The sequence below is a fragment of the Micromonospora sp. NPDC051300 genome (genome assembly GCF_044455315.1).
Classification (GTDB): domain Bacteria; phylum Actinomycetota; class Actinomycetes; order Mycobacteriales; family Micromonosporaceae; genus Micromonospora; species Micromonospora robiginosa.
This window is the reverse complement of record NZ_JBITEP010000009.1, coordinates 14,634-38,865: the sequence shown is the minus strand read 5'-3', so window position 1 is coordinate 38,865 and position 24,232 is coordinate 14,634. Positions and strand designations below refer to the sequence as shown.

The window sequence follows — 24,232 nt, the reverse complement described above, 5'->3', positions numbered from 1 at the left end:
GAGGGTACAGGTGCAAGGAAGGGCCCCTTCTTAACGCCCGTGGTAGAGAAGGGCCCCCCTCTCACCGCGCCGGAGCCGCCACGCGGGACAGGCGGTCCAGCAGGAAGACCTCGGTGCCGGCCAGGCCGGTGGAGCAGAACACCGAGATCTGGTCCGCGCCGGTCCGGCCGGGGACCGCGCCGGCCAGCACCGCGCCCAGGTCGCGCAGCCGCCCGGCGTACGGCTCGACGGCGGCGAGCATCGGCGGCGCGTACGCGGCGGCCTGCCCCGGCGAGTCGGTGACCAACACGTCCGCGGCGTCGAGCAGGTCGGTGCCGAACTCGTGCCTGTCGACCTGCTTGAAGCCGACGGTGTTGACGTGCGTGCCCGGGGCCAGGTCGGCGGCGGCCAGCACCGGGGCGGTGCTGGTGGTGGCGAGCACCACGAGATCCCGGTCACGCACCGCGGCGGCGGCGGACCCGACGGCGCGGGCCGGCACGCCCAGCTCGGCTCGGACCCGGGCGGCGAACGCCTCCCGCCGGGCGGCCGAACGGCTGTGCACGGTCACCTCGCGCAGCGGCCGGACCGCCGCCGCGGCCCAGACCTGGGTCCACGCCTGGCGGCCGGAACCGACCACGCCGAGGGTGGCGGCGTCCGACCGGGCCAGCGCGTCCACGGCCACGCCGCCCAGTCCCCCGGTACGCCGCGAGCCCAGCTCCTCGCCGACGGCGATGGCGCGTACCGCGCCGGTGGTGGCGTCGTGCAGCACGACAAGTTGCCCGCTCTCCGGGTGCCCGAACGTGTCGTAGGAGCGGAAGCCGTACCACTCGCCGGTGAGGTGGCCGGCGGTGAGCACCATCCGCCCGCCACCGAGCGGGGCGGACGCCCGGGGCGGGGCGATCAGCCGCCCCTCGTGCGCGGCGAGCAGCGCGTCCCGCATGGCGGCGACGGTGAGCGGGGCGTCCACGGCCGCCGCGACGTCCTCGTCGGAGAAGAGCACGGTCATGTCCCCATCGTGCAACCTGAAGTTCGCGTCAACTCCAGCCATGGTGGGCTTTCTCACCCCGCCCTCGGTTCCACCCGGCCGGTGCTAGCGTCGGGCACGACGGCCCCCGCGCCGTCCCGGACGAGTGGTGGGCGTACCCGGTCAGGCACGACGCCCCGCGGAAACGACCACCGCCCGGTGCGACAGCCGGGCCCGCCCGTCAGAGGTGACTGATCATGGCCTGGATCGTGCTGGTGCTCTCCGGACTGCTGGAGACCGCGTGGGCGATCGCCCTGGACCGCAGCGCCGGCTTCACCCGCCCCCTCCCCTCCGCCGTCTTCGCGGTCACCCTGGTCGGCAGCATGGCCGGCCTGGCGTACGCGCTGCGCGACATCCCGGTCGGCACCGGCTACGCGGTCTGGGTCGGTATCGGCGCGGTGGGCACCGCGCTGGTCGGCATGTTCGCGCTCGGCGAGCCGGCGAACCTGCCCCGGATCGCCAGCCTGCTGCTGGTGGTCGCCGGCGTGGTCGGGCTGAAACTCTTCCACTGATCGATGCGCGATCCGGTTTGGACGGCCGCGCGGTCGGGGTAGGTGATCCGCAGCTCACCGAGAGAGATCACCCCACGGAGGAACCCATGGCCGACGTCCACGCCACCGCCCGTCCGCGCAGCGGCGCCGCCCGGATCTGCACCATCATCGCGTTCGTCTTCGCGGCCATCGCGATCCTCATCCTGCCGCCGCTGTTCGGCCTGGTCGGCCTCGTGCTGGGCATCGTCGGCGCGGTGCTGGGCGACAAGCCGCTCGGCTGGTACGCCGCCGCCGCCAGCGTCGCCGGCGCCGTGCTCGGCATGATCATCAGCTACGCCATCCTCGCCAACTGAGGCCGCCACGTCACACGGGCCCGCCGGTCGTCCGGCGGGCCCGCGTCGCGTCCGGCGTCAGTCCTCGCCGCCGCGCAGGCCGGCCAGGACCTCCTCCAGCTCGTCCGGCTTGACCAGCACGTCGCGGGCCTTGGAGCCCTCGGACGGGCCGACCACGCCCCGCGTCTCCATCAGGTCCATCAGCCGGCCCGCCTTGGCGAAGCCGACCCGCAGCTTGCGCTGGAGCATCGAGGTCGAGCCGAACTGCGAGGTCACCACCAGCTCGACCGCCTGCACCAGCAGGTCGAGGTCGTCGCCGATGTCCTCGTCGATCTTCTTCTTGCTGTCCTGCGCCGGGGCGAGCACGTCCGGCCGGAACTCCGGCTCGCGCTGGTCCTTGCAGAACTTCACCACGTCGGCGATCTCGCGCTCGGTCACCCACGCGCCCTGGATCCGCACCGGCTTCGACGCGCCCATCGGCAGGAACAGGCCGTCACCGCGGCCGAGCAGCTTCTCCGCGCCCGGCTGGTCGAGGATGACCCGGGAGTCGGCGAGCGACGAGGTGGCGAACGCCAGCCGGGACGGCACGTTCGCCTTGATCAGGCCGGTGACCACGTCCACCGACGGCCGCTGGGTGGCCAGCACCAGGTGGATGCCGGCGGCGCGGGCGAGCTGGGTGATCCGGACGACCGAGTCCTCCACGTCGCGCGGCGCGACCATCATCAGGTCGGCCAGCTCGTCCACGATCACCAGCAGGTAGGGGTAGGGGCGCATCTCCCGCTCGCTGCCCGGCGGGGCCTTGATCTCGCCGTTGCGCACCTTGCGGTTGAAGTCGTCGATGTGCCGGACCCCGTTGGCGGCGAGGTCGTCGTAGCGCATGTCCATCTCGCGCACGACCCACTCCAGCGAGTCGGCCGCCTTCTTCGGGTTTGTCACGATCGGCGTGACCAGGTGCGGGATGCCCTCGTAGCCGGTCATCTCGACCCGCTTCGGGTCGATCAGCAGCAGCCGCACCTCGTCCGGCGTGGCCCGGGTCAGGACGGACACCAGCAGCGAGTTCAGACACGACGACTTGCCGGCGCCGGTGGCGCCCGCGATCAGGATGTGCGGCATCTTCGCCAGGTTGGCCACCACGTAGCCGCCCTCGATGTCCTTGCCGAGCGCCACCACCATCGGGTGGTGGTCGCTGGTCGCGGCGCGCGAGCGCAGCACGTCACCGAGCGACACGTTCTCCGGGTCGGTGTTCGGGATCTCCACGCCGACCGCGCTCTTGCCCGGGATCGGGCTGAGGATCCGCACGTCCGGCGACTTCACCGCGTACGCGATGTTGCGGGAGAGCTGGGTGATCCGCTCGACCTTGACGCCCGGCCCCAGCTCGACCTCGTAGCGGGTGACGGTCGGGCCGCGGGTGAAGCCGGTGACCGCGGCGTCCACGTCGAACTGCTCGAAGACGCCGGTCAGCGCCGCGATCACCTCGTCGTTGGCCTTGCTGCGGGTCTTCGGCGCGGCCCCGCTGCCCAGCAGGTTGGCCGGCGGCAGCGTGTAGTCGCCGGCCAGCCCGGTCAGCGCGAGCTGCTCGGCGCGGGTGGGCAGCGGCGAGTGCTCCGGCGGCTCGACCGGCTTGCGGTTCGCCGGCACCTTGGGCATCTTGCGCGGCAGCACGATGGTGTCCTGCAGGTCGACGCCGGCCAGCTCGTCGTCCGGGTCCAGCTCCGGCGGGTCCATCGGCGGCGGGAGCCGCTTCGCCGGCCGCCGGCGCGCCGGCTTCGGCGGCGCCTCGACCTCGTCGGTTTCCTCCTCGGCCAGTCCGGGCGCGGACGGGTCGGCCCGCAACCCGAGCCGCTCCGGGATCCGGTTGATCGGGGTGGCGGTGACCACCAGCAGGCCGAACACCAGCAGCAGGACCAGCAGCGGCATCGCCACCCAGGCGGTCACCGCCGACTTCAGCAGGTCGCCCACACCGGCGCCGACCAGGCCACCGGCGTAGTCGCGTTGGACCTCGTCGACCGGGTTCTGCCCGATGTGCAGCATCGCGGCGGTGGCCAGCAGCATCGAGCCCCAGCCGACCAGGCCGCGACCGCGGTGCTCCGGGTCGACCGGGGTCCGCATCAGCCGCCACGCGCCGACCATCAGCAGCACCGGCAGCACGATCGAGATCGCCCCGACGAAGAGGCGCACGGTGTCGGCCAGGTGCCTGCCGACCGGGCCGGCGCCACCGCCCCAGATGCCCACCGCGGCGAGGATGGCCAGCCCGAACAGCAACAGGCCCGCGCCGTCGCGGCGATGCTCGGGGTCCAGCTCCCGGGTGGACGCGGCCTGCCGGCCGGCGGCCCGGAACGCCCAGCCGACCGAGTGCGCCAGCCCCATCCACAGCGCGTTGACCGCGCCGCCGACGAACGCCGCCGGGCTCGGCCCACGGGCCGGTCGCCGCCGCGCGGGCTTGCGCGCCGCCTTCTTCGCCGGTTGACGGGCACGGTTGTTCGTGGAGCCACGTGACGACGCGCCGCGCCGCCGGCTCGCCTGAGAGGTACGGCCCGCCATAGAGTCACGGTAACGGCGGTACCCGGCGGAACGCCGCTTTTCCGGGTCGTGTCCGCGTGTCACAGCACGGATCGGACCGTCGTTTGTGTTATTCGCCTCAGAAGGGATGCCCGATGGCGTCGCCGGAGATCGAGGACGGTCCGCTGGCCGGGCACCCGCGGGCGCTGCGCCCGCTGACCGGGGAGCTGATCGCCGCCGTGCTGACCCACCGGGGATACGCGGTGGTCGCCGAGCCCGACGGCGCCCTGGTCGGCCGCTGGGAGCGGAGTCTCATCTGGTTCCACCGTCGTGGCGCGACAGGCGAGCTGCTCCAGGTGCGCACCGTCACCGCGCCCCGGTTCGGCATCGAACGCGTGCCCGAGCTGCACGCGTTCTGCAACACCTGGAACCACGACCGGCTCTGGCCCAAGGCGTACGTGCACGTCGCCGACGACGGGACGGCCCAGGTCTGCGGCGAGGTCACCACCGACCTGGAACGCGGGGTGACCCCGCACCAGCTCGACCGGCTGGTCGACTGTGGCGTCACCACCGGCTGCCAGCTCGCCGACGCCGTCGCCGACCTGCCCGACGGGTCGGTCCGATGACGACGGCCCGCGACCGGGGGCTGGCCGCCGCGCTCGCCGACGCCCGGGACCGCCCCGACGGCGAGGAACGCTGCGCCGAGCTGGCGCGCATCGCCGCCCGCGCCGACGCCACCGGCGACCCACGTACCGCCCTCTCCGCGCGGTTCGCGCTGGTCGAGGCGTACCTGCACCTGGGTGAGCGGTGGCGGACCGTGGAGCAGGTCGGCCACCTGCGGGCCACGCTGGCCCGGCACCCCGGGCTGCTCGACACCCGGCCCGACGAGCTGACCCGGCTGCGCCGGCACCAGCGGCAGGCGGTCGAGGCGCTCTTCGGCACCCCCAGGGTGGGACTGGACCAGGCCCGGTCCCTGCTCGACACGCTCGCCGAGGAGCTGGGCGCGGACGCCTCGCCGGTCGCCGAGCTGCGCTGCCGGCTCGCCGACCATCTCGGCGACGAGCCGGCCGCCCGGGACGCGTACGCGCGGTGGACCGCCGGTGACCCGGCGGACCCGGTCGGCGGGTGCCCAGGGTGCGCCCCGGCGCGGCGGGCCGAGCTGCTGGCCGGCTGGGGCGAACCGGAGGAGGCGCTGGCGGCGTTGGCCAGCGCCGATCCGGCGGGCTGCACCGACCAACCCGAACGGTCGCTCGCCACCGGGCTGCTCCCCTGGCTGCGCACCGGCGCGGTGGAGGACGCGGCACGGGCCCACGTCCGCGCGTACCGCCGGCACCGCCGGGAGCGCACCGCGTTCCCGCTGCTCGCCGCGCACCTGCGGTTCTGCGCGCTGGGTGGATACCTGCACCGCGGGCTGGAGCTGCTGACCGAGCAACTGCCCCGGCTGGACCACCCGGCCGACGACCTGTCCGCGATGGAGTTCGCCGCGGCCGGCGCGCTGCTCTGCGGGCTGGCCGCCGAGGCCGGTCTCGGCGGGCGGCGGATCCACCGCCCCGGGCACGGTCCCCGCCCGGCGGCCGAGGTGGACGTCGCCACGCTCGGGGCCCAGCTCCAGGCGTTGGCGACCGCACTTGCCGGCAGCTTCGACGCCCGCAACGGCACCGGCCACCAGTCCGGGCGGATCGCCTCCTGGCTGGCCGAGCGGCCGCTCGCCGGGCCGGTGTCGCTGGCCGCCGAGAGCGAGTTCGACGACGAGCCGACGGTCGACCCGGCCGACCCCGGCCCGCCCGACCCGGAGGAGCCGGCCCCGCTCGACGGGGCGCTGCTCGCCGCCGTGCTGGACGCCCGGGACGAGGCGTACACGGTGGAGCCGGACGGCACGCTGGTCGGGCGGTGGGGCGAGGCGACGATCCAGTTCCGGCGGCTCGGCCGGCACGGCGACGTGCTGCACACCCGGGTGGTGGCGACCCGCCGACTGCCGGCCGCCCGCCGCGCCGAGGCGTACGCGTTCTGCAACGTCTGGAACCACGACCGGCTGCTACCCGCCGCCTACGTGCACGAGCCCGACGACCAGACGCTGGTGCTGGCCGCCGGCATCACCACCGACCTGTCCTGCGGCGTCGCCCCGGCTCAGCTCGTCGTGCTGGTGGCCGCCGCGATCCGCACCGGAACGGCCTACGCCGACGCGGTCGCCGCGCTGCCATGACCGGGAGCCGTCGGTCGGCGGAAGGATCCGCCCACGACCGGTCACGTCCCCCGGACGCGCGTGCGGGTTGCGGTCGGAGGCCGGCCGGGGGCGAGAGCGGTGCCCCCCCGGCGGTGGCGGATCCGTCGCCCGCGCCGGGAACGGCGCGAGCTATCCGCGCCCGCGCAGCCAGTCGGTCAACTCCGCGTCCAGGTCCGCCACCGCGCGCAGTCTCGACCCGTCCACCCGCGCGGTGAAGACGCGCCGGGTGCCCGGCAGGTCCGGGTCGGACGACGCCTCGGTGGCGGTGAAGGCGACCTTCCGCCCGTTCGGAGCGAACACCGGCGCGAAGACGTCGCTCAGCGCATTGGGCCAGATGCCGGCGTGCGTCGACGGCCCCCCGGCTGCCGGGACGGTGAGGAACTCCGACTGGCCGGCGTAGACGATCGTCCGGCCGTCGGGCGACCAGTCCGGCGGGGAGAACTGGGCGAGCCCGTCGGCGGTCACCGCGCGGGACTCCCGCGTCTCCAGGTCGATCACGGCCACGTCGCCGTCCTTGACATACGCGATGGAGCGCCCGTCGGGCGAGAACGTGCCCGGCCCGCCGACCTGGACCAACTGGTCGTTGCCGGTGCCGTCGACGTTGACGATGTTGAGCCCGCGCTCGCCGGGCGTGCCCCAGTAGTAGGTGATCCACCTACCGTCGGGGGACCAGTCGGGCCAGGACACCCCGCCCTGCGCGTTGGTGTTGTGCACCAGGACCCGCTCCCGCGTGCCGTCGCGCGCGGTGACCAGTAGATCGTTCGCGCCGAAGCACCCCTCGACGTCCGGGTGACAGGGGTCGACGTCCCGGACGTAGGCGAGGCGGCCGGAACGGCTGACCGTGGCGTCCTGACCGGCGCCGACCACCCCGAGCGCCTGGCCGGTGACCGGATCCAGGCGCTGCGTCGTGTCGTAGCCGGAAGCCAGCAGGCCCCCGCTCGCCTCGGCGGCGCCCGCCGGGGCGCCCCCGAGCAGCACCTGCCCCAGGACCACCATCGCACCGACCGTCGCCGCCATCCCGCGCTTCGCCATGCCCACCCCCGTTGATGTCCACACAGGAGACTAGAGGCCGGCCGCCCGTCGCGCTGCCCCGCCACGGCGCCGCCGACGCGGCGCGACCCCCGACCACCGGGCGGTGGGAGTGCCCGAAGGACCTGCGCCGCCGACGCGGCGCGACCCCCGACCACCGGGCGGTGGGAGTCGGGGGCCGCGGTCCGTGGGGCCGCCGGGCGGCGGTCAGCGGGCGGAGAACGCCAGCGTGTACTCGCCGGAGCCGGCCAGGCCGACGACCCGGTAGCGGTAGGCGCCGGCCGGGGTGTCGGCGGTCAGCTTCGCCATGCCGTCGGCGTTGTCGGCGCGGGCCACGGTGCGGAACGTGCCGCCGGTGAAGCGCTGCAGCTCCAGCACCATCCGCGCGCCGGCCGGCGCGGCGAGGCACGCCTCCTGCGCGCCGCCGGCCACCCGGAAGAAGCGGCCGTCCGGCTGCACCTGGACGCGGCCGGCGGCGATCCGGCCGGTCCGGCTCACCTGGCCGGCGCACTCGGTGTCGGCGGCCGGCGGGGCGGGCGGCGTGCTGGCCGGCGGGGCGGTCTCGCCACCACCTGCGGGCGGCTCCGCGGGCGCCTGCTGGCCGCCGGCGGTGACCAGCGTCAGGTTGTTGCGCTGGAGGATCTCGTTGACCGGTTGGAAGAACGTGACGCCGCCCCGGGTGCAGTCGCCGGAGCCGCCGGAGGTGACGCCCTGCGCCTGGTCGCCGGAGAGCCACGCGCCACCCGAGTCGCCCGGCTCGGCGCAGACGTCGGTGCGGGTCAGCCCGGTGACCGTGCCCTCCGGGTAGTTGACCGTCGCGTTCTTGGCCTGCACCACGCCGCACCGGGTGCCGGTGGTGGAGCCGGAGCGGCAGATCGAGGCGCCGACCGGGGCCTCGGTGGAGCCGTTCACCGGCACCGTGCCGCCGTTGAAGTCGTTCACCACGCCCTGCGGCGTCCAGTCGCCGTTGACCTTCACCACGCCCCAGTCGTCGCCGGGGAAGGAGGAGGCCGAGAACGTGCCCTGGGCGACCCGGTTCGACCCGGTGGTGCGGTCCCCCGGCCGGCCGCAGTGCCCGGCGGTGACGAAGCCGCCGACCACCGAGAAGCCGACCGAGCAGCGGCCGGCGTCGTTGATGAAGTAGGCGTCGCCGCCCCGCACGTCGAAGAGCGGCCGGGGCGTCTCGTCGGCGGTCCGCACCCGGACCGGGGCCGCTCCCGTCCCACCGGCGGCGGCGAACCGGCGGCCGGCGGCCTCCGCGCCGGGCCGGGCGACCACCACCACCGAGTTGCTGGCCACGTCGACGTACCAGCCGGCGATGTCCGGGCTGGCGTCGGCGCCGGCCGCGTCCAGCCGCGTCTTCACCGCGTCCAGTTCGGCGACGCCGCGCGCGACAGGCTTCGGCACCGCCCCGGTGGCCGTCACCCGGGCCTCGGCGGCCGGGTCGGCGACCGCCACGTTGAGCGTGGCGCCGTCGTCGCTGAGCCAGCTACCGCCGTAGTCCGCGCCCAGTTCGGTGCGCAGCCGGGTGACCGTGCCGGCGGCCCAGCGTTCGGTCCTCAGCCGGCGTACCGCCTGCTCGCGGGTGAGCGAGAGGTCACGGCCGAGCGCGTCCAGGACCTCCGGGGCGACGCCGTCGGCCGCCGAGGCGGCCCGCCGGGGTTCCTCACCGGCGAACGACGGCAGCGTTACCGCCGCCGTCAGTCCGGCCGCCGCCACCACGACGCCGATGGCTGTCATCCGTCTGCGGTCCATCCGCCACGCTCCTCCCGACGGGCGCGGGGGCACGCCTGTCGACCGGGAGTACGGAGACGTACGCCGATCGGTTGAACGGCGCCGCGGGATTTCGACGGAGCGTGTCGGGGCGTACCCGGAAAGCGACGACGCCGGCCCACCGCGGGCGGTGGACCGGCGCGCGAAGCTGTCGGGTCAGACCTCGACCACGGTCGGGACGATCATCGGACGGCGACGGTACGCGTCGTTGACCCACCGACCGACCGTCCGGCGGACGATCTGCTGGAGCTGGTGCGGGTCGGTGATGCCGTCCGCGGCGGCCCGGTTGAGCGCCTCGGTGACCAGCGGCACCACCGGGTTGAACGCCGCCGGGTCCTCGGAGAAGCCCTTGGCCGAGACGGTCGGGCCGGCGACCACCTTGCCGGTGACGGAGTCGACCACCACGGTGGTGGCGATGAAACCACCGTCGCCGAGGATCCGCCGCTCGGTGAGCAGCGACTCGCTGACGTCGCCGACGGCGAGGCCGTCGACGTAGACGTAGCGGCTGCGCACGTGCCCCACCAGGCTGGCCCGGCCCTCGACGAGGTCGACCACGTCGCCGTCCTCGCAGAGCACCACCCGGTCCGGCGCGACGCCGGACTCGATGCCGAGGCGCGCGTGCGCGCGCAGGTGCCGCCACTCGCCGTGCACCGGCATCAGGTTGCTCGGCCGCACCACGTTGAGCAGGTAGAGCAGTTCGCCGGCCGGGGCGTGGCCGGAGACGTGCACCTTGGCCACGTCCTTGTGCACCACCACGGCGCCGGCCCGGGCCAGCCGGTTGATCACCCGGTAGACCGACGTCTCGTTGCCGGGGACCAGCGACGAGGCGAGCACCACGGTGTCGCCCGGCGCGATGGTGATGTGCCGGTGGTCGCCGCTGGCCATCCGGCCGAGCGCGCTCATCGGCTCGCCCTGCGAACCGGTGGACATCAGCACGATCTGCTCGGGCGGCAGGTTGGTGGCCTCCTCGATGTTGACCACCAGACCGGGCGGGATGTTGAGCAGGCCCAGGTCGCGGGCGATGCCCATGTTGCGGACCATGGACCGGCCGATCAGCGCCACCTTGCGGCCGTGCTCCACCGCCGAGTCGAAGACCTGCTGCACCCGGTGCACGTGCGAGGCGAACGAGGCGACGATGATCCGCCCCTTGGCCTTCGCGAAGATCGAGTCGAGCACCGGCCCGATCTCCCGCTCCGGCGTGACGAAGCCGGGGATCTCCGCGTTCGTGGAGTCGGACAGCAGCAGGTCGACGCCCTCGGCGCCGAGCCGGGCGAAGCCGGCCAGGTCGGTGATCCGGCCGTCCAGCGGAAGCTGGTCCATCTTGAAGTCGCCGGTGTGCAGCACCAGGCCGGCCGGGGTGCGGATGGCCACCGCGAGCGCGTCCGGGATCGAGTGGTTCACCGCGAAGAACTCGCACTCGAACGGGCCGAGCCGTTCCCGGCCGCCCTCCCGCACGGTGAGCGTGTAGGGCTGGATCCGCCGTTCGGCCAGCTTCGCCTCGACCAGGGCCAGGGTGAACTGGGAGCCGACCAGCGGGATGTCCGGCTTGTGGGCGAGCAGGTACGGCACCGCGCCGATGTGGTCCTCGTGGCCGTGGGTGAGCACGATCGCCTGCACGTCGGCCAGTCGGTCCAGGATCGGGCCGAAGTCGGGCAGGATCAGGTCCACGCCCGGCTGCTCGACGTCGGGGAAGAGGACCCCGCAGTCGACGATGAGCAGCTTGCCGTCGTACTCGAAGACGGTCATGTTCCGGCCGATGGCGCCGAGTCCGCCGAGCGGGATGATCCGCAGGCCGCCCTCCGGCAGCGGCGGGGGCAGCTCACCCTCGATGTGCGCCTCGGTCACGCGTCACCTCATTCTGCGACGCCGTCGTGCGGCGTCCGTCGTGTCGTCGGGTCATTCGGGCAGGGGCAGCCCCGCCGCGGCGCAGTCGGCGCGCAGCTGGGCCAGTTCGTCGCCGGTGGCGTGCACCAGCGGCGGTCGCACCGGGCCGGCCGGCAGGCCCTGGGCGGCGAGCCCGGCCTTGACCAGGATCGTGCCCTGGGTGCGGAAGATTCCGGTGTAGAGCGGCAGCAGCCGGCGGTGCAGCGCGAGCGCGCCGGCGGTGTCGCCCGCGTCGAACGCCTCGATCATCTGCTTCGTCGCCGCGCCGGTGAAGTGGGTGGACGTGCCGACCACGCCGACCGCGCCGATCGCCAGGGCGGGCAGGGTCAGCGCGTCCTCGCCGCTGTAGAACGCGAGGTCGCTGCGGGCCAGCACCTCCGAGGTCGCGATCAGGTCGCCCTTGGCGTCCTTCACCGCGACGATCCGCCCGTGCTCGGCGAGCTTCACCAGCGTCTCGGTGGCGATCGCCACGCCGGAGCGGTGCGGGATGTCGTAGAGCATGACCGGCAGCCCGGTGGCGTCCGCGACGGTGGTGAAGTGGTGCAGCAGCCCGGCCTGCGGCGGCTTGTTGTAGTACGGCGTGACCACCAGCAGGCCGTGCGCGCCGGCCTTCTCGGCCTGCGCGGCCAGCTCGACGGTGTGCCGGGTGTCGTTGGTGCCCACCCCGGCGACGATCCGGGCCCGGTCGCCGACCGCCTCGACCACGGCGCGGATCAGGGTCTCCTTCTCCGCGTCGGTGGTGGTCGGCGACTCGCCCGTGGTGCCGTTGAGCACCAGCGCGTCGTTGCCCTGCTCGTCGACGAGGTGGCGGGCCAGCCGGGCCGCGCCGTCGAGGTCGAGCGCGCCGTCGGGGGTGAACGGCGTCACCATGGCCGTGATCACCCGCCCGAACGGGCGCGACGGGCCTCGGTCGACGGCGGCGGAGTGGTCGTGCGTCATGTTCACAACCTAGCGGACGAGCACCGGTGCCCCGGCGGCGAAGGGCGACGAGTCACTCGGCGTGCGGCGACGCCGCCACCTCGGTGCCGTCCGGCAGCGTGGAGATCACGAAGTCGGCGAACACGTTCGGCGCCACGCCCTGGAGCTGGCGCAGGCACTCCACGGCCAACTCGCGGATCTCCACGTCGGCGTGCTCGGTGGCGCGCATCTTGACGAAATGCCGCCAGGCCCGGTAGTTGCCGGTCACCACGATCCGCGTCTCGGTCGCGTTCGGCAGCACGGCCCGGGCCGCCTGCCGGGCCTGCTTGCGGCGCAGCGTCGGGTTGGGCTCGTCGACGAAGCGGGCCTCCAACCCCTCCAGCAGATCGGTGTACGCCCGCACCGCCGCCTCGGACGCCTCGACGAACCGCTTGTGCAGCTCCGGGTCCTCGGCGATCACCGCGGGCTCGACCATCGCCGCGTCCCGCTCGGGTACGTAGCGCTGGGAGAGCTGCGAGTAGGAGAAGTGCCGGTGCCGGATCAGCTCGTGGGTGAACGACCGCGAGACACCGCTGAAGTAGAAGCTCACCGAGCCGTGCTCCAGCACGCTCAGGTGGCCGACGTCGAGGATGTGCGCCAGGTAGCCGGCGTTCGTCGCGGTCGCCGGGTTCGGCTTCTTCCAGCTCTGGTAGCAGGCCCGACCGGCGAACTCGGCGAGCGCCTGCCCACCGTCGGCGTCGGTCGACCAGGGCACCTCGTCCGGCGCCTGGAACTGCGTCCACGCGATCAGCTTGACCTGGGGCTGCACCATCTCCGGCATGCCGAGGACTGTAGTTGCCGCCCGCCCGCCGAGGAAATCGGGCACGCGGCCGACCAGCACCTGGGGCCGGCCCCGTGGCCGACGTCTCGCCGAGCCCAGAAAGCGGTATACCTGAGAGTCATAATGATGACTGACAGGTATACCGCGCGAAAGCAGAGGGTGGTCACCCACGCTCGGTCGCGGAGCAGCGCCGAACCCGAGCGGCGCCGACCCGCAGCGATCAGACGTAGAGCGAGGGGAACGGCGCCCAGGGCAGGTTGCGGACCACCGAGAAGACCGCCCAGGCGGCCAGGAAGACGCCGAGCACCGTCGGGCTGAACCGCGGCTCGGGCAGCCGCCAGCCGAACGCCCGGTTGCCGGCCCAGGCGACGAAGAGCCAGGCCAGGAACGGCAGCGCGAACACGAACAGGAAGTGGTGCCGGGCCGCCGCGGGCAGGTCGCCGTGCAGCACGTACCAGAGGGCGCGGGTGCCGCCGCAGCCCGGACAGTCCAGCCCGGTGGTGAGCTTGAGCAGGCAGGTCGGCCGGGCGTCCGGGTCGCTCTGGGTGGGGTCGCTGATCAACGCGTAGGTGATGCCGAGGCCGACGCAGCCGAGCGCGGCCAGAGGCACCGCCCAGCGCGGGGCGCGGGCGTGCAGGCGCAGCACCGCCCGGGTGAACCGGTCCGGCTCGACCGGCTGGTAGGCCACCCCGGCCGGCCACGGCGCACCGGGCTGCCCGGGAGCGCCGGCGGGCGCGTGCGGCGCGGCCGGGCCGACCGGCACGTGCGGGGCGGTGTGCCCGGGCGCCTCGTCGGACGGGGCGGGCGCGGTGGCAGGCCGGTCGACGCTCGTCACGCGCTCACCGTACACCCGCCACGCCCACCAACGCGGCGGTCAGCGCGGGGGCGAGGTCGCCGGCGGCGGGCGGCGCGACCGCGTCCAGGCCGAGCCAGCCGGCGAGCCGGTGCAGCTCGACGGCGAGCGCCATCGCGGTCTCCCCCACGTCGACGCCCGGCTCGGCCCACGCGGCCGGCACCAGCAGCACGCCGGCCTTCCGGTCGGCCTTCAGGTCGACCCGCGCGGTGAAGCGCTCGCCCTGCCGGAACGGCAGCACGTAGTAGCCGTGGACCCGCTGGGGCGCCGGCACGTAGATCTCGATGCGGTAGGTGAAGCCGAACAACCGCTCGGCGCGGGCCCGCTCCCACACCAGCGGGTCGAACGGGCTGACCAGGGTGTTGCCCCGCACCCAGCGGGGCAGCCGGGCCTCGGCGTGCAGGTAGGCCGGCTGCCGCCAGCCCTGCACGGTGACCGGGGTCAGCTCGCCCGCCTCGACCAGCTCGGCGAGCGCCTGCCGGGCCCCGGCCACCGGCAGCCGGAAGTAGTCGCGCAGCTCCGGCTCGGCGGCCACGCCGAGCGACCGGGCGGCGATCGCCACCAGGGTGCGGTGCGCGTCCGCGTCGGTGGGGGTGGGCGCGTCCAGCACCGCCGCCGGCAGGACCCGCTCGGGCAGGTCGTAGCGGCGGGCGAACGAACTGGTGCGGTCGGCGGCGGTCACCTCGCCGGCCCAGAAGAGGAACTCCAGCGCCCGTTTCACCGTCGACCAGTTCCAGCCCCAGTTGCCGGTCTCCCGGGGCGCGTCGTGCTCGATCTCGGCAGCGGTGAGCGGGCCCCGGGCGGCCACCTCGTCGCGCACCCACGCCACCAGCTCGGGCTGCTCCTGGGCGATCCGGCGCATCCCGCCCCAGGCGTCGTCGCGCGCCTTGGCCATCCGCCAGCGCAGCGCCGGGTGCAGCACGACCGGGACCAGCGACGCCTCGTGCGCCCAGTATTCGAACAGCTCGCGGGGACGGCGGTAGGCGGCGGTGTCGAGCAGGGCGGTCGGGTAGGGCCCGAGCCGGCTGTAGAGCGGCAGGTAGTGCGCGCGCTGGAGCACGTTGACCGAGTCCATCTGGATCAGCCCGACCCGGTCGAGCACCCGGCGCAGGTGCCGGCGGGTCGGCACGCCGGTGGGCGTCGGGTCGGCGAAGCCCTGGGCGGCCAGGGCGACCCGGCGGGCCTGGGCGAGCGAGAGCGATTCCGGTGCGGCCATCGTCGGCGACCCTAATCCACTCCTCCGACACGGACGGAGCGGCGGCTGGACCCCTCGCCCGTCGGGGCATAGAACGGACAGGTGCTGACCATCCGTCGGGAGGAGCCGGACGACGCCGAGGCGGTCGCCCGGGTGCACATCCACGGCTGGCAGGCCGGGTACGCCGGGATCATGCCGGACGAGGTGCTGAACCGGCTCAACCCGCGCGCCTGGGCGCAGCGCCGCCGCGACCTCGGCACGGCCGACCCCGAGCACCCGTTCACCACGCTCGTCGCCGAGGCCGACGGGGAGGTCGCCGGCTTCACCACGTTCGGGCCGTACCGGAACAACCAGGACCGCGGCGACCTCGACCCGGCGCACGGGGAACTGCTCGCCATCTACCTGGAGCCGGCGCACTGGGGGTCGGGCGCCGGCTCGGCGCTGCTCGCGGCGGCCCGGGCCGGCCTGGCCGAGCGGGGGTGGACGGAGTATCGGCTCTGGGTGCTCGCCGACAACGCGCGGGCCCGCCGCTTCTACGAGCGGGCCGGGCACTCACCGGACGGGGAGGAGTCCGCCTATCCGGTGCCGCTGCACGGCGGGCGGGACCCGGTCGTCCTGCGCGAGCTGCGCTACACCGGCCGGATCGACGGCTGACCCGGCCGGGTCGACCGGGCGCGCCGGCCCGTCCGGGCGCGCCGGTGTCGCCCCGCGCCGGATCGGCAGGGCGAGCAGCAGCGCCAGGCTGATCCAGACGTAGGTGTTGCTGCCCAGGAAGCCGTCCACGCCGGTGAAGTCCTTCTCCCAGGACCAGACGATCCGGCTGCACAGCAGCGCGTACCCGATCAGCGCGGCGGCCAGCAGCACGCGGCGCCGGCGGCCGCGGGCGGGCGCCGCCATGCCGTTGTCGACGAGCAGGATCAGCCCCGGCAGCAGCCAGACCAGGTGGTGCACCCAGGTCACCGGGCTGACCAGGCACATCACCGCGCCGGTCAGGGCCAGGCCGGTGGCCTCGTCGCCGGCGGCCACCGCCGCCCGGCACCGCCAGCCCCAGATCGCCAGCGTGGCCAGCACGAGCACCAGCCAGGCCACCGTGCTCGGGTGCTCCGGGTCGAGCCGGGCCACCACCCCGCGCAGCGACTGGTTGGAGACGAACGCCAGCTCGCCGACCCGGTCGGTGTTCCACAGCGCCTCGGTCCAGAACTCCCGGGAGGCGTCCGGGAAGAGCCCGGCGGCCACCAGGGTGGCGACGGCGGCCGAGCCGACCGCTGTCGCGGCGGCCCGCCAGCGGCCGGTGACCAGCAGGTAGACGATGAAGATGCCGGGGGTCAGCTTGATCGCGGTGGCCAGGCCGATGCCCACGCCGGCCCAGCGGTTGCCGGCCGGCAGCAGCCGGAGCAGGTCCACCGCCACCAGGAACAGCAGCAGCATGTTGACCTGGCCGAAGTTGACCGTCTCCCGCATCGGCTCGTACGCGGCGACCAGGCAGAGCGCGACCGCGAGGGTGAACCACCGGGTCCAGCCGGAGCGGCGGGCCACCGGGTCCAGCAGCCACCAGATCACCACGGCGCTGACCACGACCGTCGCCGCGACGCTGACCACGATCGCGGCGTTCCACGGCAGGTACGCCATCGGCAGCATGACAAGCGCGGCGAACGGCGGGTAGGTGAAGCCGTACTGGGTGCCGGCCTTGAGGAAGTCGTAGATCTCCCCGCCGTCACGCGTCCAGTAGGTCAGCGCGCCGTAGTAGACCCGCAGGTCGAAGAAGCCGTGCCGGACCGCCGCCACGGAGAGGAACACGGTGACCGCCGCGGCGAGCGCCGCCACGGCGACGACCTGCGCGGTCGTCCGCCCGGCACCCTGCGCCACCGTCACCCTCCTCGCCCTGCGTAGGCTCACGTGCCATGGCTGAAGGCTACGTCCGCCCCGCGCGTCCCGAGGACGTCGCCGAGATCGCCCGCATCCAGCTCGCGACCTGGCGGGTCGCGTACCGCCGGATCCTGCCCCGGCACGTGCTCGACAACCTGGACGAGGCGTACCTCGCCCGGCGGTGGGGCGCGGCGGTGCAGGAGCCGCCCTCGGGCGCGCACCGGGTGCTGGTCGCCGTCGAACAGGCCGCGCAATCCTATCTGGTGGGGTTCGCCGCCTCCGGTCCGGCCGACGCCGAGGCGCTCGCCCCGGGTGAGCCGGCGGACGCGCTCGCGTCCGGCGTGGTGGCGGTGACGGACCTGCTGGTCGAGCCGCGCTGGGGCCGGCGCGGGCACGGCAGCCGGCTGCTCGCCGCCGCGGTCGAGCACTGGCGCGCGGACGGCTTCGGCCGGGCGGTGGCGTGGGCGTTCGACGCGGACGCGGCGACCCGCGCGTTCCTCGGCTCGACCGGCTGGGAGCCGGACGGCGCGACCCGGGCGCTGGACGTGGACGACATGCTGGTTCCGCAGCTCCGCCTGCACGTCGCCGTGCCGGAGGAAAAGGTGCCGGCGCAGCGATGAGTTTCCGGCCGGCCGCCGGTCTGACGTCTGACGGCGCAGACCGGCGGTCCCGGCACGGGGCGGGACCGCCGGCCGCCGTCCGTCAGCCCTTGTCCGCCCCCTCGTTGGCGCCCCGGACGAAGTAGCGCTGGAAGATCACGAAGAGCACCGCCACCGGGATGGTGGCCAGCAGCGCCGCGCCGAGCTTCAGCGGATACTGCGTGCCCTTGCCGAGTGAGCCGCTGACCAGGTCGGCCAGCCCACGCGGCAGCGTGAAGAGATCCGGGTTCTGCACCGAGACGAGGCTGTGCGGGAACTCGTTCCAGGAGCCCTGGAACGACAGGATGGTCAGCGTGATCAGGGCCGGTCGGGCCATCGGCAGCACCACCGACCAGAACGTGCGGAACACGCCGGCCCCGTCGATCCGGGCCGCCTCCTCCATGCTCACCGGGATCGACTCGAAGAACTGCTTCATGATGAAGACGCCCGCCGCGTCGGCGAGCAGCGGCACCACCAGGCCGGCGTAGCTGTCGTAGAGGCCGATCTGTTTGAGCACCAGGAACTTCGGGATCAGCAGCACCACGCCCGGCACCGCCATCACCGCGATGACCGCGGCGAACAGCCCGGCCCGGCCACGGAACCGCAGTCGGGCCAGCGCGTAACCGGCGAGCGAGTCGAAGAACACCCGGCCGAGCGTCACCAGCACGGTGACCAGCAGCGAGTTGCCGAGCCAGAGCGGGAAGTTGGTGCCCGAGAAGATCCGGTCGAAGCCGGCCAGGGTGAGCGGGTCGGGGAACGGCGAGAGCGGGTTGGCCGCCGCGTCCGGCTCGGTCTTGAGCGAGTTCGCGAGCTGGATGACGAACGGGTAGAGGAAGACCAGCCCGAAGAAGATCAGGACGGCGTACCCGAGGATCCGGTTGACCCGGGCGCGCGGCCCGCGGTCGGCGCGGCGCGCGACGGGCGCCGGCCGGTCGGTCAGCACGGCCATGTCAGGACCCCTCCGGTACGCGTCGACGCCACCACCGGCCACGCCGGGGACCGTCCCGGTCGGCCATCAGCCGGCGCTGGAACAGGGTGAGCACGATGATGATCAGGAACAGCACGAACGAGATGGCCGCGCCGGAGCCGTAGTCGAAGTCCCGGAACGCGGTGCGGTACGACAGGTACGCCGGGGTGAGCGTGGTCTTGGCCGGGTCGCCCTGGCTCATCACGTACACCTGGTCGAAGACCTGCCAGGAGCCGATCAGTCCCAGCGTGACCACCAGGAACGTGGTGGGCTTGAGCAGCGGCAGGGTGACGTAGCGGAAGCGTTGCCAGCGGCTCGCCCCGTCGAGCATGCCGGCCTCGTCGAGCGCCACCGGGACGCTCTGCAACGCGGCCAGGTACATCAGCATGAACGTGCCGGAGGTGGTCCAGATGACCAGGCAGATGATCGACGTCATCGCGACGCTCGGCCCGGAGAGCCAGTCCCACCAGGTCAGCCCGAACGGGCCGCCGGAAGTGAGCGCGGCCGGCGGGGCGTCCACGCCGAACGCGCCGAACAGCAGGTGCAGCACGCCGCGGCCGTCGGCGAACCACTCCGGCCCGTCCATGCCGAGCAGGCCGAGCAGCCGGTTGACCGCGCCGGAGTTTGCGAACAGGAAGAGGAACACCACGCTGATCGCCACCGAGCTGGTGACCGAGGGGAAGTAGAACGCGCTGCGGAAGAACGCCTTCCCCTTGAGCAGCCGGTTGTTGACCACCAGGGCGAGACCGAGCGCGAGCACGGTCTGCACCGGCACCACGATCCCGACGTAGTAGATGTTGTTGCGGATGCTGGTCATGAAGTCGCGGCGGGCGAGCCCGTCCTCGGTGAACAGCCGGCCGTAGTTGTCGCCGCCGACGAACGGCACGTCGCCGGTGAACGGGCTGCCCTGGCCGTTCCAGCCGGTGAGGCTCACCCAGAGCGCCATCAGGATCGGCAGCAGCATGAAGAGCCCGAGGATCACGATCACCGGTGCGACGAAGAGCCAGCCGGCGAGGTTCTCGTTGCTGCGGGTGCCGCCCGGGCGGCGGCGCGGTCGGCCGGCCGGCGCGGTGCCCGGCGCGGCGAGCGTGTCCGTTGCCATTCCCTCCTCCTTCGCTCGTGGGAGGTGTAAGGAGGGGCCCCTTGTTAACACACGTCTGTTAATAAGGGGCCCCGCCTCACACCTCAGCCGCCGAGCGCCGCCTTGGCGTTCTTGTCGAAGTTGGCCAGGATGGTCTTCGGGTCGCCGGTGGCCAGGCCCTGCAGGCCGGCCTCCAGGTCACGCAGCACGCTGTCCATCTTCGGCGCGTTGACCGGGCCCTGGGCGTACTCGACGCCGTCGATGAACGGCTTGTCCGCCGGGAACGCGCCGGTGTACTGGTCGCGGACCGACTGGCGGGACGGCATCACGCCGAACGCCTTGGCGAAGCCGATCTGCTGCTCGCCGGCGGTCATCGCCTCGACGAACTTGATCGCCTGCTCCTTGTACTTGGACTTGGCGGCGATGCCCCAGCACTGGGTGAAGGAGAGCGTGCCCTGGCCCTTCGGCCCGGCCGGCAGCGGCACCACCTTGTACTTCACGTTCGGGAAGTCGTTCTGCAGGGCGCCCTTGATCCAGTTGCCCTCGATCGTCATGACGGCCTTGCCCTTGCCGAACGCCTCGCCGGACCAGCCGGAGTCGAGCTGCTTCGGGAACTTCGCGTAGCCGTTGGTGAGCAGCGACTTGACGTACTGCAGCGCCTGGAGGTTCTCCGGGGTGTCGGCGGTCGGCTGCTTGCCGTCCTTGCTCATCAGCCAGCCGCCGTTCTGCACCAGGAACGCGCCGATGCGGTCCCGGGTGTCGCCGAGCGCGATCGCCACCTGGCCCTTCGCCTTGATCTTCTGGCTGACGGCGGTGAGCTGGTCCCAGGTGGTCGGCACGTCGGCGTCGGTCAGCCCGGCCTTGGCCCACAGGTCGGTGTTGATCTGCAGGGCGAGGGTGGAGAAGTCCTTCGGCGCGCAGTAGAGCTTGCCGTCGTAGGTGAACGCGGTGCGCAGGCTCTCGTAGAAGTCGTCGGAGTTGTTCACCTTGTCGCCGTACGGCTCCAGCGCGCCGACGCTCGCGTAGTCGGCGAAGCGGGCCGCGTCGACGTAGAACACGTCCGGCGGGGTGCCGCCGGCGAGCGCCTGGCCGAGCTGCTGGGTGAGGTCCTGCGCGGGGGTGACGGTGGCGCTGTTGCCGGAGGAGCCGGCCCACGCGGCGGCGGCGTCCTTGACGGCCTTGGTCTCGGCGTCGCCGGACGAGCCGATCAGGATCTGCAGGTTGGCCGGGCCGCTGGACTGCTTGGCGTCGTCGGCCGAGTCGTCGAAGCCGCTGCCGCAGGCGGCGGAACCGAGCAGGGCGACGGCGGCGATGCCGGCCACCGCGGCCCGGGTGAGAATCCGAGGGGTCATCTGTCTCTCCTGGTGGGGGATGGGATCACGCCGAGTGCCGGAGCACCAGCGAGGGATTCAGCAGCAGTCGGGGGTCGCGCTGCTGTCCGTCGAGCAGCCCGGTGAGCAGCTCGACACAGCGGGCGGCGGCCTCGCCGAGCGGTTGGCTGACGCTGCTCAGCCCGACCGCGGCGGCCACCGGGGTGTCGTCGAAGCCGACGACGGCGAGGTCGGTCGCCGTGTCCCGGGCGGCCTGCCACGCGCCGAGGGCGAGCGAGTCGCTGGCGCAGACCACCGCGGTCGGCGGCGCGTCGAGGGCGAGCAGCGCGCGCGACTCGCGCTCCCCCTGGGCGATGCCGTCCTCGGTGGCGCGGTCCGGCGCGGCGCCGTCCAGGCCGACCTCCGCCATCGTGGTACGCCATCCGGCGCGCCTGTCGTCGCCGACTCCCGAGCCGGCGGGCCAGCCGAGGAAGGCGATCCGGCGGTGCCCGGCGGCGAGCAGGTGCCGGGTGGCCTGGGCGGTGCCGGCGGCACCGTCGACGTCGACCCAGGGGTGCGCCTCGGGGGTGTCCCAGGGCCGGCCGAAGGTCACGAACGGCACGTTCCGTTCGGCCAGCCACGCGGTGCGCGGGTCGCCGTGCTTGGTGCCGGTGAGCACGAACGCGTCCAGGTCGTACGCGCCGAGCAGGTCGTCGTAGGTGGCGATCTCCTGCTCGTCGCCGCGGGCGGTGTAGAGCATGACCCGGTAGCCGGTGGCGTCGGCGGTCTCGGTGAGGCCGTGCAGGAAGCGGTCGAGCACCGAGCCGTTGATGCCGTCGCGGGTGGGTTCGATGCGGACGGCGATGAGGCGGGACCGCCCGGTCCGCATCTGCCGGGCGGCCTGGTTGGCCCGGTAGCCGAGCGCGGCGATCGCCTCGCGTACCCGCTGCCGGGTGTCCTCGCGGACGATGTGCGGCGCGTTGAGCACGTTGGAGACGGTCTGCCGGCTGACCCGGGCGTGCCGGGCCACCGTTGCGATGGTTACCTTTTCTCCCACGAAATCCCTCTCGCCGCCTTGAACGATCCAATCCCGATGGGGCAGGATTAGAACGTTCAAAGTTTCTGGAATGTTTCGCACTGTGCACCCGGCCACGGCCATCTGTCAAGACGTCCGTCGCCACCGATCAGCACCAGGAGTCCCTCCGTGACCGAACGCCACCTCCAACCGCTGCTGCACGACCTGGTCGGCGTGGTGCACGCCCCCACCAGCGCGCTGGGCGACGCGGCCGGTCAGCTCCGGCCGCGCGGCGTCCAGGGCGTCTTCCACGCCGACGCCCGGGTGCTCTCCCACGCCGAACTGCGCCTCGACGGGCGGGAGCCGGAGCCGATCGCCGGCGGCGCCACCGGTCCGCACCACGCCCGCTTCGTCAGCCTGGCCCGTTGGCTCGGCGACCCCACCCCCGACCCGACCGTCCGGGTGGAGCGCACCCGGCAGGCCGGCCCGCGCGGGCTCACCGAGGAGATCGTCGTCTCCTCCACCGCCGCCGAGCCGGTCCGCACCACCGTCACCGTCGACCTGGCCTGCGACCTCGCGCCGATCGAGCAGGTCAAGATCGGGCACGCGGTCGTCCCGCTCGCGGCCGGGACCGACGAGCCGGGCCGGGTCCGGTGGGCCGCCGACGGGCTGACCGTCACCGTCACCGGCGAGGACGCCACCGTGGACGCCGCCGGTGAGCGCGCGGTCACCCCGCGCCTGAGCTGGCCGGTCACCGTCGACCCGGGCACCTCGGTCACGCTGCGCTGGCGGCTCGCCGTCACCGACCCCCGGGCCGTGGTGACCGCCGCCCCGCCCGACGCGAGCTGGGCCGAGCCGCGCGCCGACGCCGACGACCGCCGCCTGCTTCGGCTGCTCGACCGCTCCCTGGCCGACCTGCGCGGGCTACGGCTGGCCGAACCCGCCCACCCCGAGGACGTCTTCCTCGGCGCCGGCGTGCCCTGGTTCCTCACCCTGTTCGGCCGGGACAGCCTCTGGGCCGCCCGGATGATGCTGCCGCTCGGCACCGACCTGGCCGCCGGCACGTTGCGGGTGCTGGCCCGCCGGCAGGGCACCCGCGTCGACCCGGCCACCGGCGAGCAACCCGGCAAGATCCTGCACGAGCTGCGCCGGCACGAGTTCGCCCCGAACGAGGGACTCCGGCTGCCGCCGGCCTACTACGGCACTGTCGACGCCACCATGCTCTGGGTCAACCTGCTGCACGACGCCTGGCGGTGGGGCCTGCCCGCCGAGGAGGTCGAGGCGCTGCTGCCCCACCTGGAGGCGGCGCTGCGCTGGCTCGGCGAGCACGCCGACGCCGACGGCGACGGCTTCGTCGAGTACGTCGACACCACCGGCCACGGCCTCGCCAACCAGGGCTGGAAGGACTCCGGCGACGCGGTGCGCTTCCGCGACGGCCGGCTGGCCGCGCCGCCGATCGTGCTGGCCGAGGTGCAGGGGTACGCGTACCAGGCGGCCACCGACGGGGCGAACCTGCTGGACGCGTTCGGCCGCCCGGGCGCCGACCGCTGGCGCGACCACGCCGACCGGCTCGCCGAGCGGTTCCGGTCCACGTTCTGGGTCGACGGCCGGCACGGCCCGCAACCCGCGCTGGCGCTGGACCGGGACAAGCGCCCGGTGGACTCACTGACCAGCAACATCGGCCACCTGCTCGGCACCGGGCTGCTGTCGGACGCCGAGTCGGCCCAGGTCGCGGCGCTGCTCTCCACCGAGGCGATGGCCGGCGGCTTCGGGCTGCGCACCATGTCCACCGACGACGCCGGCTTCAGCCCGCTGTCGTACCACTGCGGTTCGATCTGGGCGCACGACACCGCGATCGTGCTCGCCGGCCTGGCCCGCGGCGGACACCGGGCGGCGGCGCTCCGGCTCGCCGACGGCCTGCTCGCCGCCGCCGAGGCGTTCGACTACCGCTTGCCCGAGCTGTACGGCGGCGACGACCGGGCGACGCTCGGCCGGCCGGTGCCCTACCCGGCCGCCTGCCGGCCGCAGGCCTGGTCGGCGGCGGCGTCCGTGCTGCTGCTCCAGGCCGGGCTGGGCGTCTACCCCGACGTGCCGAACGGCCGGGTCGACCTGCGTCCGCTGGCCGGCCCCGAACTGGGCGCGCTGAGCGCCTCGAACCTGCGCATCGCCGGCACCCCGGTCACCGCGTCCGTCGACCACACCGGCCACCCCACCCTGACCGACCTCCCGCCCTCTCTCAAACCGGCCCACATCCCCACCCCCCGCACCCCCCTCACCCCCGCGCCCGCGCGTCGATCATGAAGTTGGCGGTCTCGTGGATCTCCCCCACTGCCG

General features: G+C 74.0%; 21 protein-coding genes. 7 read left to right on the top strand and 14 right to left on the bottom strand.

Going from position 1 to position 24,232, the window contains the following annotated elements; translation table 11 throughout:
- Positions 1 to 61: 61 nt before the first annotated feature.
- Positions 62 to 985, bottom strand: a complete 924-nt coding sequence (locus ACIA5A_RS12595) for an ornithine cyclodeaminase family protein (RefSeq protein ID WP_396760257.1) — start codon at positions 983 to 985, stop codon at positions 62 to 64.
- A gap of 215 nt (positions 986 to 1,200) precedes the next feature.
- Between ACIA5A_RS12595 and ACIA5A_RS12590 the strand changes: the two genes are divergently transcribed.
- Both ACIA5A_RS12590 and ACIA5A_RS12585 read left to right on the top strand, forming a co-directional pair.
- Positions 1,201 to 1,515: a DMT family transporter gene (locus ACIA5A_RS12590; protein WP_396760254.1), complete on the top strand. Its 315-nt coding sequence runs from the start codon at positions 1,201 to 1,203 to the stop codon at positions 1,513 to 1,515.
- 86 nt (positions 1,516 to 1,601) lie between these two features.
- Positions 1,602 to 1,847 carry a hypothetical protein gene (locus ACIA5A_RS12585; RefSeq protein ID WP_396760252.1) on the top strand — a complete coding sequence of 82 codons (246 nt, stop codon included), beginning with the start codon at positions 1,602 to 1,604 and terminating at the stop codon, positions 1,845 to 1,847.
- A gap of 57 nt (positions 1,848 to 1,904) precedes the next feature.
- Here ACIA5A_RS12585 and ACIA5A_RS12580 read toward each other — a convergent pair whose 3' ends face one another.
- Complete coding sequence (locus ACIA5A_RS12580; RefSeq protein WP_396760250.1) at positions 1,905 to 4,367, bottom strand: DNA translocase FtsK; 2,463 nt, start codon at positions 4,365 to 4,367, stop codon at positions 1,905 to 1,907.
- 113 nt (positions 4,368 to 4,480) lie between these two features.
- Here ACIA5A_RS12580 and ACIA5A_RS12575 point away from each other — a divergent pair, with 113 nt between their 5' ends.
- Both ACIA5A_RS12575 and ACIA5A_RS12570 read left to right on the top strand, forming a co-directional pair.
- The gene (locus ACIA5A_RS12575; RefSeq protein WP_396760248.1) at positions 4,481 to 4,951 is read left to right on the top strand and encodes a YbjN domain-containing protein; all 471 of its coding nucleotides are present in this window, start codon (positions 4,481 to 4,483) and stop codon (positions 4,949 to 4,951) included.
- Entirely contained in the window at positions 4,948 to 6,528 is a 1,581-nt protein-coding gene (locus tag ACIA5A_RS12570; protein ID WP_396760246.1) for a YbjN domain-containing protein, read from the top strand. The genes ACIA5A_RS12575 and ACIA5A_RS12570 overlap by 4 nt, the downstream gene beginning before the upstream one ends.
- Positions 6,529 to 6,678: 150 nt before the next feature.
- Here the strand turns inward: ACIA5A_RS12570 and ACIA5A_RS12565 are convergent, their stop codons facing one another.
- The 7 genes from ACIA5A_RS12565 to ACIA5A_RS12535 all read right to left on the bottom strand — a co-directional run bounded on the left by ACIA5A_RS12565 (position 6,679) and on the right by ACIA5A_RS12535 (position 15,042).
- Entirely contained in the window at positions 6,679 to 7,581 is a 903-nt protein-coding gene (locus ACIA5A_RS12565) for a TolB family protein (RefSeq protein WP_396760243.1), read from the bottom strand.
- Between the two features lie 204 nt (positions 7,582 to 7,785).
- Positions 7,786 to 9,333, bottom strand: a complete 1,548-nt coding sequence (locus ACIA5A_RS12560) for a S1 family peptidase (RefSeq protein WP_396760240.1) — start codon at positions 9,331 to 9,333, stop codon at positions 7,786 to 7,788.
- A 174-nt stretch (positions 9,334 to 9,507) separates the two neighbouring features.
- Complete coding sequence (locus tag ACIA5A_RS12555; RefSeq protein WP_396760237.1) at positions 9,508 to 11,196, bottom strand: ribonuclease J; 1,689 nt, start codon at positions 11,194 to 11,196, stop codon at positions 9,508 to 9,510.
- A 51-nt stretch (positions 11,197 to 11,247) separates the two neighbouring features.
- Positions 11,248 to 12,174, bottom strand: a complete 927-nt coding sequence (dapA, locus tag ACIA5A_RS12550; RefSeq protein ID WP_396760234.1) for a 4-hydroxy-tetrahydrodipicolinate synthase — start codon at positions 12,172 to 12,174, stop codon at positions 11,248 to 11,250.
- Between the two features lie 52 nt (positions 12,175 to 12,226).
- Positions 12,227 to 12,964: an FAD-dependent thymidylate synthase gene (thyX, locus tag ACIA5A_RS12545; RefSeq protein WP_091071150.1), complete on the bottom strand. Its 738-nt coding sequence runs from the start codon at positions 12,962 to 12,964 to the stop codon at positions 12,227 to 12,229.
- A 229-nt stretch (positions 12,965 to 13,193) separates the two neighbouring features.
- Entirely contained in the window at positions 13,194 to 13,823 is a 630-nt protein-coding gene (locus ACIA5A_RS12540; RefSeq protein ID WP_396760231.1) for a DUF2752 domain-containing protein, read from the bottom strand.
- Complete coding sequence (locus tag ACIA5A_RS12535) at positions 13,813 to 15,042, bottom strand: winged helix-turn-helix domain-containing protein (RefSeq protein WP_396760229.1); 1,230 nt, start codon at positions 15,040 to 15,042, stop codon at positions 13,813 to 13,815. The genes ACIA5A_RS12540 and ACIA5A_RS12535 overlap by 11 nt, the downstream gene beginning before the upstream one ends.
- An 81-nt stretch (positions 15,043 to 15,123) precedes the next feature.
- Between ACIA5A_RS12535 and ACIA5A_RS12530 the strand changes: the two genes are divergently transcribed.
- Complete coding sequence (locus ACIA5A_RS12530) at positions 15,124 to 15,675, top strand: GNAT family N-acetyltransferase (RefSeq protein ID WP_396760226.1); 552 nt, start codon at positions 15,124 to 15,126, stop codon at positions 15,673 to 15,675.
- Here the strand turns inward: ACIA5A_RS12530 and ACIA5A_RS12525 are convergent.
- Complete coding sequence (locus tag ACIA5A_RS12525; RefSeq protein WP_396760224.1) at positions 15,574 to 16,887, bottom strand: glycosyltransferase 87 family protein; 1,314 nt, start codon at positions 16,885 to 16,887, stop codon at positions 15,574 to 15,576. The genes ACIA5A_RS12530 and ACIA5A_RS12525 overlap by 102 nt on opposite strands.
- A 35-nt stretch (positions 16,888 to 16,922) precedes the next feature.
- Between ACIA5A_RS12525 and ACIA5A_RS12520 the strand changes: the two genes are divergently transcribed.
- Entirely contained in the window at positions 16,923 to 17,507 is a 585-nt protein-coding gene (locus ACIA5A_RS12520) for a GNAT family N-acetyltransferase (RefSeq protein WP_396760221.1), read from the top strand.
- Between the two features lie 82 nt (positions 17,508 to 17,589).
- Here ACIA5A_RS12520 and ACIA5A_RS12515 read toward each other — a convergent pair whose 3' ends face one another.
- The 4 genes from ACIA5A_RS12515 to ACIA5A_RS12500 all read right to left on the bottom strand — a co-directional run bounded on the left by ACIA5A_RS12515 (position 17,590) and on the right by ACIA5A_RS12500 (position 21,913).
- On the bottom strand, positions 17,590 to 18,474 hold the full coding sequence (locus ACIA5A_RS12515) for a carbohydrate ABC transporter permease (protein ID WP_396760218.1): 885 nt from the start codon (positions 18,472 to 18,474) through the stop codon (positions 17,590 to 17,592).
- 1 nt (position 18,475) lies between these two features.
- Positions 18,476 to 19,594, bottom strand: coding sequence for a carbohydrate ABC transporter permease (locus tag ACIA5A_RS12510; protein ID WP_396760215.1), 1,119 nt, complete (start codon positions 19,592 to 19,594; stop codon positions 18,476 to 18,478).
- 83 nt (positions 19,595 to 19,677) lie between these two features.
- On the bottom strand, positions 19,678 to 20,925 hold the full coding sequence (locus ACIA5A_RS12505) for an extracellular solute-binding protein (RefSeq protein ID WP_396760211.1): 1,248 nt from the start codon (positions 20,923 to 20,925) through the stop codon (positions 19,678 to 19,680).
- 25 nt (positions 20,926 to 20,950) lie between these two features.
- Positions 20,951 to 21,913, bottom strand: coding sequence for a LacI family DNA-binding transcriptional regulator (locus tag ACIA5A_RS12500; RefSeq protein ID WP_396760209.1), 963 nt, complete (start codon positions 21,911 to 21,913; stop codon positions 20,951 to 20,953).
- A gap of 174 nt (positions 21,914 to 22,087) precedes the next feature.
- Between ACIA5A_RS12500 and ACIA5A_RS12495 the strand changes: the two genes are divergently transcribed.
- The gene (locus tag ACIA5A_RS12495) at positions 22,088 to 24,199 is read left to right on the top strand and encodes a glycogen debranching N-terminal domain-containing protein (protein WP_396760206.1); all 2,112 of its coding nucleotides are present in this window, start codon (positions 22,088 to 22,090) and stop codon (positions 24,197 to 24,199) included.
- Positions 24,200 to 24,232: the final 33 nt, after the last annotated feature.

Coding starts and splice junctions, on each gene's coding strand:
- ACIA5A_RS12570 (WP_396760246.1), top strand. CDS start 4,948: ATGACGACGGCCCGCGACCGGGGGCTGGCCGCCGCGCTCGCCGACGCC.
- ACIA5A_RS12510 (WP_396760215.1), bottom strand. CDS start 19,594: ATGGCAACGGACACGCTCGCCGCGCCGGGCACCGCGCCGGCCGGCCGA.
- ACIA5A_RS12585 (WP_396760252.1), top strand. CDS start 1,602: ATGGCCGACGTCCACGCCACCGCCCGTCCGCGCAGCGGCGCCGCCCGG.
- ACIA5A_RS12560 (WP_396760240.1), bottom strand. CDS start 9,333: ATGGACCGCAGACGGATGACAGCCATCGGCGTCGTGGTGGCGGCGGCC.
- ACIA5A_RS12575 (WP_396760248.1), top strand. CDS start 4,481: ATGGCGTCGCCGGAGATCGAGGACGGTCCGCTGGCCGGGCACCCGCGG.
- ACIA5A_RS12565 (WP_396760243.1), bottom strand. CDS start 7,581: ATGGCGAAGCGCGGGATGGCGGCGACGGTCGGTGCGATGGTGGTCCTG.
- ACIA5A_RS12580 (WP_396760250.1), bottom strand. CDS start 4,367: ATGGCGGGCCGTACCTCTCAGGCGAGCCGGCGGCGCGGCGCGTCGTCA.
- ACIA5A_RS12520 (WP_396760221.1), top strand. CDS start 16,923: ATGGCTGAAGGCTACGTCCGCCCCGCGCGTCCCGAGGACGTCGCCGAG.
- thyX (WP_091071150.1), bottom strand. CDS start 12,964: ATGGTGCAGCCCCAGGTCAAGCTGATCGCGTGGACGCAGTTCCAGGCG.
- ACIA5A_RS12590 (WP_396760254.1), top strand. CDS start 1,201: ATGGCCTGGATCGTGCTGGTGCTCTCCGGACTGCTGGAGACCGCGTGG.
- ACIA5A_RS12595 (WP_396760257.1), bottom strand. CDS start 985: ATGACCGTGCTCTTCTCCGACGAGGACGTCGCGGCGGCCGTGGACGCC.
- dapA (WP_396760234.1), bottom strand. CDS start 12,174: ATGACGCACGACCACTCCGCCGCCGTCGACCGAGGCCCGTCGCGCCCG.
- ACIA5A_RS12515 (WP_396760218.1), bottom strand. CDS start 18,474: ATGGCCGTGCTGACCGACCGGCCGGCGCCCGTCGCGCGCCGCGCCGAC.
- ACIA5A_RS12505 (WP_396760211.1), bottom strand. CDS start 20,925: ATGACCCCTCGGATTCTCACCCGGGCCGCGGTGGCCGGCATCGCCGCC.
- ACIA5A_RS12535 (WP_396760229.1), bottom strand. CDS start 15,042: ATGGCCGCACCGGAATCGCTCTCGCTCGCCCAGGCCCGCCGGGTCGCC.